Consider the following 17,516-nt stretch of genomic DNA (forward strand, 5'->3'; position numbering starts at 1 on the left):
CGGCTACTTCTTGGTCTTCTCCGCGCCGGCGCCGTCGGAGGACAGCGCGGCGATGAACGCCTCCTGGGGGACCTCGACGCGGCCGACCATCTTCATCCGCTTCTTGCCCTCCTTCTGCTTCTCGAGGAGCTTGCGCTTGCGGGTGATGTCGCCGCCGTAGCACTTGGCGAGCACGTCCTTGCGGATCGCGCGGATCGTCTCGCGGGCGATCACCCGGGCGCCGATCGCGGCCTGGATCGGCACCTCGAACTGCTGACGCGGGATCAGCTCGCGGAGCTTGCCGGCCAGCGAGACGCCGTACCCGTAGGCCTGGTCGCGGTGCACGATCGCGCTGAACGCGTCGACCGTCTCGCCCTGGAGCAGGATGTCGACCTTGACCAGGTCGGCGGCCTGCTCGCCGGTCGGTTCGTAGTCCAGCGACGCGTAGCCCTTGGTGCGCGACTTCAGCTGGTCGAAGAAGTCGTAGACGATCTCGCCCATCGGCAGCGTGTAGCGCATCTCGACGCGGTCCTCGGAGAGGTAGTCCATGCCCTCGAGCTGGCCCCGCTTGGTCTGGCAGAGCTCCATGATCACGCCGATGTAGTCGCTGGGGCTCAGGATCGTGGCCTTGACGACCGGCTCGCGGACCTCGGCGATCTTGCCGTTGTTGGGGTACTCGCTCGGGTTGGTCACGACGATCTCGCTGCCGTCCTCCATGACCACGGTGTAGACGACGTTGGGCGCGGTGGAGATCAGGTCGAGGTTGAACTCGCGCTCGAGCCGCTCGCGGACGATCTCCATGTGCAGCAGGCCCAGGAAGCCGCAGCGGAACCCGAACCCGAGCGCGCCGGAGGTCTCCGGCTCGTAGGCCAGCGCCGCGTCGTTGAGCTGCAGCCGCTCGAGCGCGTCGCGCAGCGTGGGGTAGTCGTCGCCGTCGATCGGGTACAGCCCCGAGTAGACCATCGGGTTGGGGTGCTTGTAGCCACCGAGCGCCTCGGTCGCGCCGTGGTGCTGGCTGGTGACGGTGTCACCGACCCGGGACTGGCGGACGTCCTTCACCCCGGTGATCAGGTAGCCGACCTCGCCGACCCCGAGGTCGCCGGCCTTGACCGGCTCCGGGCTGATCACGCCCACCTCGAGCATCTCGTGGACCACACCGGTGCTCATCATCTTGATCCGGTCCCGGTGGGTCAGCTTGCCGTCGACCACCCGCACGTAGGTGACCACGCCGCGGTAGGTGTCGTAGACCGAGTCGAAGATCAGCGCGCGCGGCGGGGCGTCGGGGTCGCCCACCGGCGCCGGGGTCTGGGCGACGATCTCGTTGAGCAGGTGCTCCACGCCGAGGCCGGTCTTCGCGGAGACCTGCAGCACGTCGGACACGTCACAGCCGATGATGCCGGCGAGCTCCGCGGCGTACTTCTCCGGCTGCGCGTTGGGCAGGTCGATCTTGTTCAGCACCGGGATGACGTGCAGGTCGGCGCCGAGCGCGAGGTACAGGTTGGCCAGCGTCTGCGCCTCGATGCCCTGGGCGGCGTCGACGAGCAGCACGGCCGCCTCGCAGGCCTCGAGCGAGCGGGACACCTCGTAGGTGAAGTCGACGTGCCCCGGGGTGTCGATCATGTTCAGCACGTAGCTGCCCGGCTCGGCCGCGGCGTCGTTGTCGTCCGCCACCGTCCAGGGCATCCGCACGGCCTGGCTCTTGATCGTGATGCCGCGCTCCCGCTCGATGTCCATGCGGTCGAGGTACTGCGCCCGCGCGGCCCGCGCATCGACGACGCCGGTGAGCTGGAGCATCCGGTCGGCGAGCGTGGACTTGCCGTGGTCGATGTGCGCGATGATGCAGAAGTTGCGGATGATCGCGGGATCGGTCTGGCCCGGCTTGGGCGCGGACTGGGAGATGGGCACGGGCGACTCTCGGTAGCTTGCGGGGATCACGGTCATTCTCCCACAGCACCGGCGGAGATCCGGACGGCCGCGACCCCGGCGAGGTGCGTGACGCGGTGCCGGTCGGCGGACACAATGACGGCCATGCCCCTCACCGCCCGCGGCCCCCGGGACCCGTCCAGCCTGGAGCCCGTCCCGCACGGCCGCACGGCACGGCGCCTGGACTGGCTGCTGCTGCCGCCGATGACCCGCCGACTGGTCGAGGACCTGTTCGGGACCACGGTCGTCGAGGCGGTCTCCGTGGAAGCGGGCTACACGCCGGGGCTCGCCTCGGTGCTCACCGGCGCCGACGGTCGGCGGATCTTCCTCAAGGCCGCCAGCAAGAAGGCGCAGCGCCCGTTCGCCGACGCCTACCGCGAGGAGATCCAGAAGCTCCGCAGCCTGCCCTCCGGGCTGCCCGTCCCCCACCTGCTGTGGAGCCACGAGGACGACCTGTGGGTGCTGCTGGCCCTGGAGTACGTCGACGGGCACAACCCCGTGCGGCCCTGGCAGCGCGCGGAGCTCGACGCCTGCCTGGACACCCTCGAGCTGGTCGCGCAGACCTTGACGCCCCCGCCGATGCGGCTCGCGCCGTTCGGCGAGGAGTTCGCCGACTTCCTCGACGGCTGGGACCACGTCCGGGCCACCGCCCCCGACTGGCCGCACCTCGACGAGGCGGTCGCCCTCGCCGGCCGCTACGCCGCAGCCTCGGCCGGCAACACCCTGGTGCACACCGACGCGCGCGACGACAACCTGCTGCTCACCGCGGGCCGGGCCTACCTGTGCGACTGGAACTGGCCGGTGCAGGGAGCCGCCTGGATCGACACCGTCTGCCTGCTGATGTCGGCGTTCGGGGACGGCCTCGACGCCGACGCGGTGCTCGCCGAGCGCCGCCTGACCCGGACCGTGGACCCCGACGACATCGACAGCCTGCTCGCGCTGTTCTGCGGCTACTTCCTGGCCCGTCGCGACGAGCCGGCGCCGCACTCGTCGCCGTACCTGCGGGTGCACCAGGACTGGAGTGCCGAGGTGGCCTGGGCGTGGCTGGCGCAGCGCCGCGGCTGGACCTGACCGGGCGGCCGGGCTCCCGCTGCGCGCCGCGATTTGGGCGCTCGCGCGGGCCGCTGGTAAGGTTCTGGCTTGCGTGTTCGGGCGTCTCTGCGCCCTCCGGCTCCTGGTTCACCGGGAGCGAGCACCGACTGACTCAGCACTGACCCAACCGACGAGAACGACGATCGAGGCCTGCCCCGTGGCGAACATCAAGTCCCAGATCAAGCGCAACCGACAGAACGACGCTGCGCACGAGCGCAACAAGTCCGTGAAGTCCGCGCTGAAGTCTGCCGTGCGCCGCTTCCGCGAGGCTGCCGACGCCGGCGACGCCGACCAGGCCAAGACGCTGGCCGCTGCGGCCGGCCGCAAGCTGGACAAGGCCGCCTCCAAGGGCGTCATCCACAAGAACCAGGCTGCGAACAAGAAGTCCGCGATCAACAAGCGGGCCGCGTCGCTCTGACGCTGCACCCCTCGCACACCTTGCACGAGGCGCCACTCCCCCGGGAGCAGGCGCCTCGTTCGCGTTCCGGACCCGTGCTCAGCGTCCGCCGCCGTGCGCCCCGGTGATGGTCAGCACCATCCGCTCCAGGGAGTACGCCGCGTCGCCGGCCTGGCCCTTGACGTCCGCGTCCGCCCGCGCGACGGCGGTGATCGCCGTGGCCAGGCCGAGGTCGTCCCAGCCGCGGGCCTGCTCGCGCAGCACCCGGATCTTCCAGGGCGGCACCCCGGCCTCCCGGGCCAGGTCGGCCTCCCGCAGCCCCCGCGGCGCCGACTTGAAGCGGGCGAGCCCCCGCAGGCCGGTCGCGAAGGCGCTGGTGACCAGCACCGACGCCGTCCCGTTGTCCAGCGCCCAGCGCAGCTCCTCCAGCGCGACCGCGGTCCGGCCGTAGAGCGCGGCGTCCGCGATCGCGAACGACTTGACCTCGGCGCGGCCGCCGAAGTACTTGCGGACCACGGACTCCGTCAGCGGCTCGCCGGGGAAGTCGCTGGCCAGCTGGCTCGCGGCCCCGGCCAGTGCCCGCAGGTCCTGGCCGATCGCCTGCACCAGCAGGTCGGCGGCGTCCTCGGCGATCCGGCCGCCGTGGCCGCGGACCTCCGCGGACACGAAGCGGGAGAACTCCGAGGGCTTGAGCGAGGCGGACTTCACCTCGGTGACGCTCGCGACCTTGCGCAGCTTGGTGAGCAGGCCGGAGCCCTTCTGGCCCCCGGAGTGCACCAGGATCAGGCCGATGTCCTCCGACGGCGCGGCGGCGTAGTCCAGCAGGCCGGCGTGGGTCTCCTCGGGCAGGTCCTCCAGCCCGCGCAGCACGACGCAGCGGATCGACGAGAACAGCGAGGGGGCGGCCAAGTCGCCGAGCACCCCCATCGTGACCTGGTCGGCCGTGGTCTCGCTGACCTCGGACTCCGGGTCGAAGGCGTGCACCGCCACGACGGCCGCCGAGATGGTGCGCTGGTTGAGGAACTCCTCGGGGCCGGTCACCAGCGTGACGTGCCCCAGGATGTCGGAAGCTCGAGGTGTCGCCATGGTGGCGCCAGCCTGCCACACGCGACCGACACGAGTACGCCGCCACCGGGTGGGTACGGTCGCCACGACAACCGAGCCGACCCGACCGAGAGGACACGATGCAGCCCGAGTTGATCGGAGGCCGCTACCGCGTGCTGTCGGCCATCGGCCAGGGCGGGATGGGGACCGTCTGGCTGTGCCAGGACGAGACCCTGCGCCGCGAGGTGGCCGTCAAGCAGGTCGGCCTGCTGCCGGGCGAGTCGGTGACCGACTCGGCCCGCGCGTTCCGCGAGGCCCGCTCCTCGGCCGGCCTCAGCCACCGCAACGTGGTCACCGTCTTCGACGTCGTCGAGGAGGCCGGCGCCATCTGGCTGGTGATGGAGCACGTGCCCGGCCGCTCCCTGTCGGAGATCATCAAGCAGGACGGCCCGCTGGAACCCACGGTGGTCGCCGACATCGGCGCCCAGGTCGCCGCCGGCCTGGCCGCCGCGCACCGGGCCGGCACCATGCACCGCGACGTGAAGCCCGGCAACGTGCTGGTCCGCGAGGACGGCGTCGTGAAGATCAGCGACTTCGGCATCGCCCGCTCGGCCGGCGACCCGGCGCTGACCCAGTCCGGCTTCCTCACCGGCACCCCCAGCTACTTCTCCCCCGAGCTCGCCCGCGGCGCCGAGCCCGGCTCCGGCACCGACGTCTGGGCGCTGGGCGCGACGTTGTACGCCGCCGTCGAGGGCCGCTCGCCCTACGAGCAGCGGACCAACCCGGTCGCGGTGCTGCACGACATCACCTCCGGCCAGCCGCCGCGACCGCGGCGCGCGGAGTTCCTCGAGCCGGCGCTGCTGCGGATGATGGACCGCGACCCGGACTCGCGCTGGTCGATGGACGACGCCGCGCACGGCCTGCGCCGCCTGGCGGACGCGCACAGCACCGGTGGCACCCGCGAGCAGACCGCCGGGGTCGCCGCCCCGACCACCCAGGTCGAGCGCCCCGCCCCCGAGCCGGTGCGGGAGCCGGTGCCCGCGGCCGCCCCGGTCGACCCGCCCGGCCCGTCGTACGACGGGGGTCCGGGACGGCGCAGCCGCGGCCCGGTGTACGCCGTGCTGGCGGCGGTCGCGCTGCTCCTCGTCATCGGGGGCGTCGCGTACGCCGCGTCCCAGCGGTCCGGTTCCGACCCCAGCGCCGGACCCTCGGCCGGGGCGAGCAGCCCGGCCGGCTCGCCGTCCGCCTCGAGGAGCCCGAAGAAGTCGAGCACCCCCTCGCCCAGCGCGCAGGACACGCCGTCGCAGGCGCCCAGCACGCCCGCCGCCTCGCCGACGCCCACGCGCTCGACGACGCCGGCGACGGGCGCCGGGCTGGCGGCCCAGAAGTCGTTCCTCACCGACTACTTCGCCCAGGGCCCCGGCGGCACCGACGCGGGCTGGGCGCTGCTCACCCCCGCTACCAGGGCGTCGTCGGCCGCGGCTCCTACGACGGCTTCTGGCGCACGATCAAGTCGGTGTCCGTGGGTGACGTGCGCCCCGCCGGCGACGGCGCCGTCACCGCGACCCTGACCTACACGAAGACCAACGGCCGCACCACGACCGAGCAGCACCTGATCCAGCTCGAGAAGTCCGGCGACGGCTACCTGATCGACGGGGACGGTCCCGCCTGAGCTCACCGGCTCCGGGTCCCCCGGGCGGTGACCCCGAGCCGGCCGTCGCGGACGGTGACCGCGACGTCGCCGTCCTCGTCGGTGCGCTCGACCCGCATCCCTGCCCGGCGCAGCAGCGCGAGCGTCGCCACGGCCGGGTGGCCGTAGTCGTTGTCCCGGCCCACCGACACCAGGGCGAGCCGGGCCCCGAGCCCGTCGAGCAGGTCCGGGTCCTGGTAGCGGCTGCCGTGGTCCGCCCCTTGAGCACGTCGACCCGCAGCCCCGGCAGGGACGCGTCCAGCCGCTGCTGCGCCTCCGGCTCCATGTCGCCGGACATCAGCACCCGCACGCCGTGCACCTCGACGAGCAGTACCAGGCTGGCGTTGTTCGCCGCCGAGCCCTCCTCGCCGTGCTCGCCGCCTGACGCGACGGAGACCGGGCCGACCACCTGCCAGGTCAGCTGCCCGACGCGGCGGACCTCCCCGTAGGCGGGGACCCGCACCGGCACCCGCGCGGCGGCCGCCCGGCGACGTACGTCCGCCGCGCCGTAGGCCGGGTCCTCGGTCGCGGTCACGTCGACCTCCCCCACCCGGCGTCCGTGCAGCACCGCAGCGAGGCCGTCGACGTGGTCGGCGTGGAAGTGCGTGAGCACGACGACCGGCAGCTGCTGCACGCCGAGCCGGTCCAGGCAGGCGGCCATGGCCGGCGGGTCCGGGCCGGTGTCCACGACCACCGCGGCTCCCCCGCCGGCGTTCAGCACCAGGCCGTCGCCCTGCCCGACGTCGCAGGCCACCAGCACCCACCCCCGGGGCGGCCAGCCCGGGCTGGGCAGCGGGCGGAGCATCACCACGACCAGCAGCAGGCTGAGCGCCACCGACCAGCGGGGGCGGCGGAGCACCGCACCGGCGCCGAGGCCGACGACCACGCAGAGCAGGCCCAGGACCAGCACCGGCACGACTCCCGGCGCCCAGTCCAGCACCGCGGTGGGCAGCCGGGCCAGGTGCGTCGCGACGGTGATGATCCAGGAGGCGCAGAGCCCGGCCAGCCACCCGCAGGCCCGTCCGGCCGGCTCCACCACCAGCACCAGCACGCCGCCCAGCAGCCCCAGGACCGTCGCCGGCCCGACGACCACGGCGACCACGAGGTTCGCGACCACCGCGACCAGGCTCACCTGCCCGGAGATCGCCGCCACCACCGGCGTGCAGGCCAGCTGCGCGGCGAACGGGACGGCCAGCGCCTCGGCGGCCCAGCGGGGCAGCCAGCCGCGCAGCGCGTCGCGGAAGGGTGGGCCGAGGAACAGGATGCCCGCCGTGGCGAGCGCGGACAGCGCGAAGCCGACCGACCGCGCCAGCCACGGGTCGAGGAGCAGCAGCACCAGCACCGCGACCCCGAGCGCCCGGACGCCGGTGTCCCGCCCGCGGGCGCCGAGCCCCAGCAGGGCCACCGACCCCATGGCCGCCGCCCGCAGCACGCTCGGCTCGGGGCGCGCCAGCAGCACGAAACCCGCCACCCCGAGGACGCCCACCAGCACCAGGCCGCGGGCACGCACGCCCGCCCACCGGGCCAGCACCAGCAGGAAGCCGACCACCAGCGTCAGGTTCGTGCCCGAGACCGCGGCGAGGTGGGTCAGCCCGCACGTCCGGAAGTCCTCGACGACCCCGGCCGACATCGACCGGTCGTCGCCCACCACCAGGGCCGGCACCAGGGCCCGGGCGTCCGGCGGGGCGTCCGCTACCGACGCCCGGATGCCGGCCCGGACCCGCGCGGCGGCGGCGAACAGCTCGCCGGGACGGTGCAGCACCCGGGGCGGCCGGCCCACTGACAGCACGCCGGCCAGGTCGGGGCCGTCCGGAGGGGCGAGCCGGCCGGTGCCGGTGACCACCGACCCGAGCTCGACCCGATGCCAGCTCTCGTCGGCGACGACCAGCACCGGCACGCCGGTCCGGTAGCGGTGCCCGCGGCCGACCACGTCGGAGACCGACAGCCGGGTGAGCACGAACGACCCGAACCGGCCGTCGCGCAGCACCGGGTCCGTGGTCACCCGGCCGGTGACGGTGACGACGGCGGCCTGCTCGGCCAGCCGGGCCACCGGGCCGTGCTGGTCGCCCTCGACCCGCAGGGCGGTCACGCCCCCGACCGCGCAGGCCGCGAGCAGGCAGGCGAGCAGCGTCCGCACCGGTCGCCCGCCCCGCCGGCGGGTCGCGACGAGCACCACGCCCAGCACCGCGAGGACGCCCACGCTCCAGCCCGGCAGCCCGAGCACGGCCAGCCCGCCGGCCCAGGCGGACACCGCCAGGACCAGCGCACGGAGGTCGGGAGGGAGCGCCGGCATCAGAGGGTGACGAAGGGGGCGATCTCGGCGAGCGTCGCGTCCCCGATGCCGGACACCTCCAGGAGCTCGTCGACGGAGGTGAAAGCGCCGTTCTCGGTGCGGAACGTCAGGATCGAGCGAGCCGTCACCGGGCCGATCCCGGGCAGCAGCTCCAGGTCGGCCTGGGTGGCGCTGTTCAGGTTCACCAGCGGGGTGGCGGTCGAGGAGCCGCCGGCCGAACCCCCGGCCGGGACACCGGCGGCCGAGGCGGCGACACCCGGCGGAGCAGGCCTCCCGACCACGATCTGCTCACCGTCGGCCAGCACCCGGGCCAGGTTCAGCGCGCCGGTGCGGGCGCCGGGCCGGGCACCGCCCGCTGCCTCCAGGGCGTCGACGACCCGGGAGCCCAGCGGGAGCGTGGCGATGCCCGGCCGGCGGACCTTGCCGGTGACGTCGACGACGATGCTGCCGGACGGCGTCGCCCCCGCGGCCCCGGCAGCGGAACCTGCGGTGGGACCGGCGCCGCCCGTCGTCGGAGGGGTCGGAGGGGAGGACGCGGGCGGGCCGGCCGTCGGTGCCGGGACCGCGGCGAGCGCCGAGGGGGACGACGCGACCACCGGCAGGGACGTCTCGCGTCCTCCCGCCCGCAGCGCCCACCACGCGCCGGCCGCCAGGGCGGCGGCGACCACCAGCGCCAGCACCGCCAGGTGCGCGGAGGTCAGGCCGACCCGGCCCTGCAGGGTCGGCGGCAGCCGGTCGTGCGCCCAGCCGCCCACCGACGACAGCCGGCCGACCGGCCGGTGCGCGTGCCGACCCGGGACCCCGTCAGCGGGGAGCCCGCCGGACCCGCCCGTGGGCCGGTGGACCGGGGTGCCCACGGCGTCCGGACGGATCTCGGCGAGCTCCGCGCTCAGCAGCTCGAGCCGTCGCCGTGCCACCGCGGCGACCTCTTCGTTGGCTGACCTGCGTGAGCGCATGAGGAGAACCTAGGAAGACCCCGACCGATCGGGAAGGCGCACGTCCGCGGCCTGTGGACGGGCGCCGGGCGCGGCCGCCTGTGGACGGTTCCGGGTCAGCGCGGGGCGACGACGACCGCGACCATGCCCGGCCCCACGTGCGCCCCGATCACCGCGCCGACCTCGCCGACCGAGACCTCCCGGGCCGACAGGTTCGCGGCGAGCCGGCGGCCGAGGTGCTCGGCGAGCACGCCGGCCCGGTCCGGATTCGCGAGGTGCGCGACCGCCACGTCCACCTGCCGGTCGGCGGCGGCCGCGACGGCCAGCTCCTCCAGACGGCTCAGAGCACGGGCCGCCGTACGCACCTTCTCGCGGGGACCGATCCGCCCGTCCACGATCTCCAGCAGCGGCTTGACCGCCAGCGCCGAGCCGAGCAGCGCGGCGGCGGCGCCGATCCGGCCGCCGCGGCGGAGGTACTCCAGGGTGTCGACGTAGAACAGCGACGTGGTCGCGTCGGCGCGGGCCAGCGCCGCTCCGGCCGCCTCCTCGGCCGAGCCGCCCCGCTCGAGCACCTCGGCGGCGGTCAGCACGGCGAACCCGGTGGCCATGCCCAGTTGGCGGGTGTCGACCACCCGGACCGGCAGGGAGGCGTCCCGGGCGGCCAGCTGCGCGGACTCGAAGGTGCCGCTCATCTCCCCCGACAGGTGCACCGACAGGACCTCGTCGAAGCCGTCCGCACGGGCCTTCTCGAAGGCCTCCAGGAACACCGCCGGCGTCGGCCGCGACGTGCTCACCGGGGTCCACTCACGCAGCGCGGCGGCCATCGTCTCGGCCGTCACGTCGGGGTCGACGCCCTCGTCGTGGGACCTCGCCCCGATGACCACCTGGAGAGGCACCACGCGGATGCCGTGGCGCTCGATCACGTCGCGCGGCAGCATCGCCGTGGAGTCGGTCACCAGGGCGACGGTCGCAGACATGCGGAAAGGCTAGCCGTCGACGAGGGAATCACCTCGGGGCGCGCACCGTTGGGACCGGTAGTTCCACCCGCCAACGAGAAGGAGACCCATGCGCGTCGTCATCGCCGGAGGTCACGGCCAGATCGCCCTGCTGCTCGAGAGGGTGCTCGCGGACCGCGGCGACTCGCCCGTGGGCATCGTGCGCAACCCCGACCACGTCGCGGACGTGGAGGCCGCCGGCGCCGAGGCCGTCGTGCTCGACCTCGAGGACGCCGACGTCGCCGCCGTCACGGACGTGGTGAAGGGGGCGGACGCGGTCGTCTTCGCGGCCGGCGGGGGGCCGAACAGCGGCGTCGCCCGCAAGGAGAGCGTCGACAAGGGCGCCGCGGTGCTGCTCGCCGACGCCGCCGAGCAGGCGGGCGTCCGACGCTACGTGATGGTCTCCTCGATGGGCACCGACAAGGCCGACCCGGACAGCCAGGACGTGTTCCAGGTGTACCTCCGCGCCAAGCTGGCGGCCGACGACGACCTGCGGGCGCGGGACCTCGACTGGACCGTCGTACGCCCGGGGCGGCTGACCGACGACGCGGGCGCCGGCCGCATCCAGGTCGGCACGCTGGAGCGCGGCGAGATCCCGCGCGCCGACGTCGCCGCGGTGCTCGCCGCGGTGCTGGTCACGGACGCCACCATCGGCAGCACGTTCGACCTGCTCGCCGGGCACCAGACGATCGACGCGGCGCTCGCCGGCCTCTGAGGGAGGCCGGCGGTCCCGTCCGGGTCAGCCGGTGACGATGTTGACCAGCTTGGGCGCCCGCACGATCACCTTGCGGACGTCCTTGCCGTCCAGCGCCCGCTGGACGTGAGCGTCGGCCATCACCAGCGCCTCCAGGTCGGCCGCGGTGATGTCCGGGCTGACCTCCAGCCGGGCGCGCAGCTTGCCCTGTACCTGCACGACGGCAGTCACCGAGTCCTGCACCAGCAGCGCCGGGTCGACCGTCGGCCAGCCCGCCCGGGCGACGGTCGGCTCGTGGCCCAGCCGCGCCCACATCTCCTCGGCGGTGTACGGCGCCACCAGGCTCAGCAGGATCGCGACCGCCTCGGCGGCCTCGCGCACGGCCGGGTCGGCCGGGCCGCAGCCCGAGTCGATCGCCTTGCGGGTGGTGTTGACCAGCTCCATGGTGCGGGCGACCAGCACGTTGAACCGTTGGGTCTCGACCAGCTGCTCCGCGTCGGAGACGGTGCGGTGGGTGGCCTGCCGCAGCCCGACGTCGCCGCCCTCGGCGGGCGTGCCGGGCTCCGAGCCGACGTCCCCGGACAGCCGCCAGGCGCGCTGCAGGAACTTCACGGAGCCGCCGGGCGACATGTCGGCCCAGTCGATGTCGGCCTCGGGCGGGCCGGCGAACACCATCGTCAGCCGGATCGCGTCGACGCCGAACTCGTCGATCATCTCGCCCAGGTTGACGCCGTTGCCCAGGGACTTGCTCATCCCGCGGCCCTCGTTGATGACCTCGCCCTGGTTCAGCAGCCGGGAGAACGGCTCGACGAAGTCGACCAGGCCCATGTCGTGCAGCACCTTGGTGAAGAACCGGCTGTACAGCAGGTGCAGGATCGCGTGCTCGACGCCACCGACGTACTGCGCCGCCGGCATCCAGTTGCGCACCGCCTTGGGGTCGAAGGGGCCCTCGGTGTAGTGCGGGGAGCAGTAGCGGAAGAAGTACCAGCTGGAGTCGACGAACGTGTCCATCGTGTCGCTGTCCCGCTTGGCCGGGCCGCCGCACTGCGGGCAGTCCACGTTGACCCAGTCCGCGGCCGCGGCCAGCGGGGAGACGCCCTTGGGCTTCAGGTCGGCGCCGCTCAGGTCGGGCAGCTCGACCGGCAGCTGGTCCTCGGGCACCGCGACCTCACCGCAGGCCCCGCAGTGCACGATCGGGATCGGGGCGCCCCAGTAGCGCTGCCGGCTCAGCAGCCAGTCCCGCAGCCGGAAGTTCACGAAGCCCTTGCCGACGCCCTTCTGCTCCAGCCAGCTGATGATCCGGGCCTTGGCCTCGTCCACCGGCAGGCCGTCCAGCGAGATCTCGTCGTTCGCGGAGTTGATGGCCGGTCCCGAGCCGGTGAACGCCTCGCCGCCGGCCTCCTCGAACCCCTCGGGCGGCTGCACCGTGCGGATGACCGGCAGGCCGAACTTCTTGGCGAACTCCCAGTCCCGCTGGTCCTGGCCGGGCACCGCCATGATCGCGCCGGTGCCGTAGTCGGCCAGCACGTAGTCGGAGGCCCACACGGGGATCCGCGCGCCGGTGACCGGGTTCACGGCGGTGACGCCCAGGTCGACGCCGGACTTGGGCCGGTCGGTGGCCAGCCGGTCGATGTCGGTGGCCTTGCGGACCTCGACCAGGTAGTCCTCCAGGGCCGCGCGCCGCTCCGGGGCACAGAGCTCGGCGGCCATCTTCGCGTCCGCGGCGACCACCATGAACGTGGCGCCGAAGACGGTGTCGGGCCGGGTGGTGAACACCCGGATCGGGTCGCCGTGGTAGTGCGGCGCGTCGACCGCGAAGTCGATGTGCGCGCCCTCCGAGCGACCGATCCAGTTGCGCTGCATGGCCAGCACCTTCGACGGCCAGGTGGCCTCCAGCGGCTCCATGTCGTCCAGCAGCCGCTGGGCGTAGTCGGTGACCTTGAAGTACCACTGCGACAGCTCGCGCTTGGTGACCTCGGCGCCGCAGCGCTCGCACATGCCCGCGACCACCTGCTCGTTGGCCAGCACGGTCTGGTCGTTGGGGCACCAGTTGACCGGGGAGAACTTGCGGTAGGCCAGCCCCCGCTCGCGGAACTTCAGGAACAGCCACTGGGTCCAGCGGTAGTACTCCGGGTCGGAGGTGTTCAGGCGGCGGGACCAGTCGAAGGAGATGCCGTAGCGCCGGAACGACTCGGCCTGCGTCTCGATGTTGGCGTAGGTGAACACCGCCGGGTTCTCGCCGCGCTTGATCGCGGCGTTCTCGGCGGGCAGCCCGAAGGAGTCCCAGCCGATCGGGTTCAGCACGTCGTAGCCGCGCTGCCACCAGTAGCGCGCGATCACGTCGTGCAGCGCCATCACCTCGGCGTGGCCCATGTGCAGGTCACCGCTCGGGTAGGGGAACATCGTCAACGCGTAACGGCGCTCCTTGGACCCGTCGTCGGCCGCCTGGAACGGGTTCAGGTCGTCCCAGACCTTGCGCCACTTGTCCTGCGCGGCCGTCACGTCGTAGTGCTGGTCGTGGTCCTGGTCGTCCATGGTCTCGTCTTCCCGTCCTGCGTGCTGCTCGGCCTGGGGGCACAAAAAAACCCCTCAGGAACGAGGGGTAGCCGCGTCGTCCTGCCCGCGAGGGGCACCGGTCAACGCGGCTTGCCAAGAAGAAGTGTCGTGCGCATGCGAAGAGCCTAGCGCACCGGCTGGCGGCGTCGCAGCCGCGTTCTGCTCAGCGACCGGTGCCCACGGCCTCGTCGAGGACCGCCTCCAGCCGGACCAGGGCGTGCGCCAGGCCGGCGTACGTCTCGCGACCCAGTGCCTGCGCCCACTCGTGCTCCAGGCGCACCATGGTCTGCCGGATCACCCCGACGGCGGCCCAGCCGCGCTCGGTGAGCCGGACCACCCGGGTCCGCCGGTCGTCGGGGTGCGCCTCGCGGACGAGGTAGCCCCCGCTCTCCAGCTGGTGGAGCAGGTGGTTCATCGCCTGCTTGGACGCCGACGTGCGCACCGCCAGCACCCCCGGCCGCTGGCCGTCCGGCCCCGGGTGCTGGAACACGCCCAGGTGGGCGGGCAGCACGTCGTCGAAGCCGGCCCTGTGCAGGCTGGCCATCACCTCGTGGCGCACCAGTACCGCAGGTCGGCGCAGCAGCGCGCCGACCGGTGGCAGCGCGACGTCGTCCATCTCGATCGTCATCTGTCCCCCCCGGACAAGACTTTCCTCCAAGACCCCCCGGCCTCGAGACGAGTGTGCCCCCCCTCAGGGGCGTTTTATAGCGGTTTTTACCGAACCATTGCCCAGCGCGTACGACGTCCGCGCGGTCAGTGCGCGGCGGGACGCCCGTCGTCCGCGTCGGCCGGCTGCTCCGTGGGCACGACGACCGGACGCAGGCGGGCCCACAGCAGGAACAGCGCGGCCACCACGGCCATCCCCAGGCCGGCATAGAGGTTGACGTTGACGCCGCCGGACTTGGCGAGCTCCGCCTCGCTGGGCCCGATGATCCCGGCGATGATGAGGACGACGCCGTAGATGCCGATCAGAGAGGCGATGAAGACGCGGATGTCGAAGGCGCCCGCCTTGTGCGGGGCCCCGGAGTCGTGGTCGTGCGTGCCGGACATGGTGGCTCCCTTACCAGAAGACGATGTTGAGGATGATGACGAGGACCGCCGAGACCGCAGCGAGCTGCTTCGGCTTCTGCCACCAGGACAGCGACCCCTCGTTCGGGTCGTGGAAGTCGGACTTCGGGGTCAGCGAGTAGACGAGCCCGCGCAGCTCCGACTCCGGCTTGGGCGCCGTCACCAGGCTGACCAGGACGCTGACCACGATGTCGACGCCGAACGCCGCACCGGCGGCCGCGAAGCTCGCGCCCTGGCCCTGCAGGCCGATCGCGCCGATGGACATCGGGCCGAGCGCGTCCTTGCTGAGCACGCCGATCAGCACCGCGGCCAACGTGCCGCTGACCAGGCCGGTCCAGCCGGCCGTCGGGGTCATCCGCTTCCAGAACATGCCGAGGATGAAGGTGGCGAACAGCGGGGCGTTGAAGAACCCGAACAGCGTCTGCAGGTAGTCCATGATGTTCGAGTAGTTCGCCGCGAAGAACGCCGTGCCGATCGCGATCAGCGTCGCCGCGACCGTGGCCAGCCGCCCGATCCGCGTGTAGTAGTCGTCGGGCTTGTCCTTCTTCACGTAGGTCTGCCACAGGTCGTAGGAGAAGACCGTGTTGAAGGCCGAGATGTTCGCGGCCATGCCGGCCATGAACGACGCGAGGAGACCGGCGATCGCGACGCCCAGCATGCCGTTGGGCAGCAGGTCGCGCATCAGGTAGAGGATCGAGTTGTTGTAGTCGGGCGTCGCGCCCTTCGCCGGCGAGGACAGCTCGGTGACGATGACGCCGGCGATCATGCCGGGCAGGATCACGATGAACGGGATGAACATCTTCGGGAAGGTGCCGATGATCGGCGCGCGCTGGGCGGCCGACATCGAGCTCGACGCCATGGCCCGCTGCACCTCGACGAAGTTCGTCGTCCAGTAGCCGAAGCTCAGCACGAAGCCGAGGCCGAACACGATGCCGACCACCGACCAGAACGGGCTGTCGATGCCGGTCAGGTTGGTGCCGGGCCACGAGTTCAGCCGCAGCGACGCGTCCGACATCTTGTTGATCTGGTCGGTGAGGCCGCTGTAGCCGCCCACCTTGTGCAGCCCGACCAGGGTCAGCGGCAGCAGCGCGGCGACGATCACGAAGAACTGCAGGACCTCGTTGTAGATCGCGGCGGACAGCCCGCCCAGGGCGGTGTAGGTGAGCACGACCGCGGCGGCGACGAGGAGCGCCACCCACAGCGGCCAGCCCAGCAGCACCTCGACGATCTTGGCCAGCAGGTAGAGGTTGATGCCCGCGATCAGCAGCTGCGCGAGCGCGAAGCTCAGCGCGTTGACCAGGTGCGCGGTCGGTCCGAACCGCCGGTTCATGAACTCGGGGACCGAGCGGACCTTCGAGCCGTAGTAGAACGGCATCATCACGACGCCGAGGAACAGCATCGCGGGCACCGCGCCGACCCAGAAGTAGTGCACCGTCGGCAGCCCGAAGCTCGCGCCGTTGGCGGACATGCCGATGATCTCGACCGCGCCGAGGTTCGCGGAGATGAAGGCCAGCCCGGTCACCCATGCCGGCAGCGAGCGCCCGGAGAGGAAGAAGTCGATGCTGCTGGACACCGACCGCTTCGCGAGGATGCCGATCCCCAGCACGAACACGAAGTAGGTGGCGATCAGGAGGTAGTCGACCCAGTTGGCGTCGAGTCGGAGCTGGGTATCCGCCGCAAGAATCATGGGTCTCCTCATTTCCGGACTGAACCGACAGCACGGTACTCCCCCGTACGTGTACTTCCCATGCGCCCCTCTGTGCGCGGGTCGTGTCGCTCCGGGCCGCGGTCCGGAGCGGCTAGGGTCGGCTGCTGACGAGACGCTCGCGGGAGAGGTGGACGCAGATGTCCTGGTTGGTGACGGGCGGTGCCGGCTACATCGGCGCCCACGTGGTGCGGGCCTTCGCGGAGCAGGGCCTGACCTCGGTCGTCCTCGACGACCTGTCCAGCGGGCACCGCGGCTTCGTGCCCGAGGGCGTGCCGTTCGTGCAGGGCAGCATCCTCGACACCGGCCTGGTCGCCGCGACCCTGCGCGAGCACGCCGTCGAGGGCGTGGTGCACGTCGCCGGCTTCAAGTACGCCGGGGTCTCGGTCCAGAGGCCGCTGCACACCTACGACCAGAACGTCACCGGCACCGTCAGCGTGCTGCGCGCGATGGCCGACGCCGGCGTCGACAAGGTGGTGTTCTCCTCCAGCGCCGCGACGTACGGCACCCCGGACGTGGACACCGTCACCGAGCGCACCCCGACGAACCCGGAGTCGCCGTACGGCGAGTCCAAGCTGATCGGCGAGTGGCTGCTGCGCGACCAGGCCACCGCGGCGGGGCTGCGGCACACCTCGGTGCGCTACTTCAACGTGGTGGGCTCGGGGACCGACGAGGTCTACGACACCAGCCCGCACAACCTGTTCCCGCTGGTGATCGAGGCGCTCCTCGAGGGCCGCACGCCCCGGATCAACGGCGACGACTACGCCACCCCCGACGGCACCTGCGTGCGCGACTACGTGCACGTCGCCGACCTGGCGGTCTCCCACGTCGCCGCCGCCCAGGCACTGCTGGCCGGTACGTCGCTGGAGCCGGTCTACAACCTCGGCAGCGGCGACGGGCTGTCCGTCCGGCAGATCATGGACGCCATGGCCCGGGTCACCGGCGTGGACTTCACGCCCGAGGTGCACCCCCGCCGTCCGGGCGACCCGGACCGGATCGTCGCCTCCGGCGAGCTCGCGGCCCGCGACCTCGACTGGCGGATGCGGCACACCGTCGACGACATGGTCGCCAGCGCCTGGCGGGCCCGCCGGGCCGCGCACGCCGGCTGACCCGCACCTCCTCCGCCCCTCCTGCGAAAGGCTCAC

The 17,516-nt window shown here is 72.8% G+C and carries 14 protein-coding genes; 5 read left to right on the top strand and 9 right to left on the bottom strand.

All coding sequences use genetic code 11. The features are described 5' to 3' along the window. Positions 1 to 3: 3 nt before the first annotated feature. A complete protein-coding gene (gene lepA, locus KRR39_RS13285; protein WP_216937542.1) occupies positions 4 to 1,920 on the bottom strand; it encodes a translation elongation factor 4 in 1,917 nt (638 codons plus the stop codon). An 87-nt stretch (positions 1,921 to 2,007) separates the two neighbouring features. On the opposite strand from lepA, the gene KRR39_RS13290 reads away from it, so the two are divergent. Next, complete coding sequence (locus KRR39_RS13290; protein WP_216937544.1) at positions 2,008 to 2,973, top strand: phosphotransferase; 966 nt, start codon at positions 2,008 to 2,010, stop codon at positions 2,971 to 2,973. A 178-nt stretch (positions 2,974 to 3,151) separates the two neighbouring features. Continuing rightward, a complete protein-coding gene (gene rpsT / locus KRR39_RS13295; protein WP_216937546.1) occupies positions 3,152 to 3,412 on the top strand; it encodes a 30S ribosomal protein S20 in 261 nt (86 codons plus the stop codon). A 78-nt stretch (positions 3,413 to 3,490) separates the two neighbouring features. On the opposite strand, the gene holA is transcribed toward rpsT, so the two are convergent. Next, the gene (gene holA / locus KRR39_RS13300; RefSeq protein ID WP_216937548.1) at positions 3,491 to 4,477 is read right to left on the bottom strand and encodes a DNA polymerase III subunit delta; all 987 of its coding nucleotides are present in this window, start codon (positions 4,475 to 4,477) and stop codon (positions 3,491 to 3,493) included. A gap of 98 nt (positions 4,478 to 4,575) precedes the next feature. Here holA and KRR39_RS13305 point away from each other — a divergent pair, with 98 nt between their 5' ends. After that, positions 4,576 to 6,006 carry a serine/threonine-protein kinase gene (locus tag KRR39_RS13305; RefSeq protein ID WP_216937550.1) on the top strand — a complete coding sequence of 477 codons (1,431 nt, stop codon included), beginning with the start codon at positions 4,576 to 4,578 and terminating at the stop codon, positions 6,004 to 6,006. Here KRR39_RS13305 and KRR39_RS13315 read toward each other — a convergent pair. The 3 genes from KRR39_RS13315 to KRR39_RS13325 form a co-directional block, all read right to left on the bottom strand. Beyond that, positions 5,992 to 8,418, bottom strand: coding sequence for a ComEC/Rec2 family competence protein (locus tag KRR39_RS13315; RefSeq protein WP_254185122.1), 2,427 nt, complete (start codon positions 8,416 to 8,418; stop codon positions 5,992 to 5,994). The two genes, KRR39_RS13305 and KRR39_RS13315, sit on opposite strands and share 15 nt — an antisense overlap. After that, entirely contained in the window at positions 8,418 to 9,374 is a 957-nt protein-coding gene (locus KRR39_RS13320; protein WP_216937553.1) for a helix-hairpin-helix domain-containing protein, read from the bottom strand. The genes KRR39_RS13315 and KRR39_RS13320 overlap by 1 nt, the downstream gene beginning before the upstream one ends. Positions 9,375 to 9,469: 95 nt before the next feature. Next, the gene (locus KRR39_RS13325) at positions 9,470 to 10,330 is read right to left on the bottom strand and encodes a DegV family protein (RefSeq protein ID WP_216937555.1); all 861 of its coding nucleotides are present in this window, start codon (positions 10,328 to 10,330) and stop codon (positions 9,470 to 9,472) included. 88 nt (positions 10,331 to 10,418) lie between these two features. Between KRR39_RS13325 and KRR39_RS13330 the strand changes: the two genes are divergently transcribed. Further along, positions 10,419 to 11,063 carry an NAD(P)H-binding protein gene (locus KRR39_RS13330; protein ID WP_216937557.1) on the top strand — a complete coding sequence of 215 codons (645 nt, stop codon included), beginning with the start codon at positions 10,419 to 10,421 and terminating at the stop codon, positions 11,061 to 11,063. Between the two features lie 24 nt (positions 11,064 to 11,087). Here KRR39_RS13330 and leuS read toward each other — a convergent pair whose 3' ends face one another. From leuS to KRR39_RS13350, 4 genes are all read right to left on the bottom strand, one after another. Continuing rightward, positions 11,088 to 13,577, bottom strand: coding sequence for a leucine--tRNA ligase (gene leuS, locus KRR39_RS13335; RefSeq protein WP_216937559.1), 2,490 nt, complete (start codon positions 13,575 to 13,577; stop codon positions 11,088 to 11,090). A gap of 184 nt (positions 13,578 to 13,761) precedes the next feature. Then, positions 13,762 to 14,226: a MarR family winged helix-turn-helix transcriptional regulator gene (locus KRR39_RS13340; RefSeq protein ID WP_216937560.1), complete on the bottom strand. Its 465-nt coding sequence runs from the start codon at positions 14,224 to 14,226 to the stop codon at positions 13,762 to 13,764. A gap of 125 nt (positions 14,227 to 14,351) precedes the next feature. Further along, positions 14,352 to 14,648 (bottom strand): hypothetical protein, encoded by a 297-nt coding sequence (locus KRR39_RS13345; RefSeq protein ID WP_216937561.1) that lies wholly within the window; start codon positions 14,646 to 14,648, stop codon positions 14,352 to 14,354. 10 nt (positions 14,649 to 14,658) lie between these two features. Beyond that, a complete protein-coding gene (locus KRR39_RS13350; RefSeq protein WP_216937562.1) occupies positions 14,659 to 16,353 on the bottom strand; it encodes a sodium:solute symporter family protein in 1,695 nt (564 codons plus the stop codon). Between the two features lie 158 nt (positions 16,354 to 16,511). Here KRR39_RS13350 and galE point away from each other — a divergent pair, with 158 nt between their 5' ends. Then, positions 16,512 to 17,480: a UDP-glucose 4-epimerase GalE gene (gene galE / locus KRR39_RS13355; RefSeq protein WP_216937563.1), complete on the top strand. Its 969-nt coding sequence runs from the start codon at positions 16,512 to 16,514 to the stop codon at positions 17,478 to 17,480. The last annotated feature ends 36 nt before the right edge of the window (positions 17,481 to 17,516 follow it).

The sequence above is a fragment of the Nocardioides panacis genome (assembly GCF_019039255.1).
GTDB classification, from domain to species: domain Bacteria; phylum Actinomycetota; class Actinomycetes; order Propionibacteriales; family Nocardioidaceae; genus Nocardioides_B; species Nocardioides_B panacis.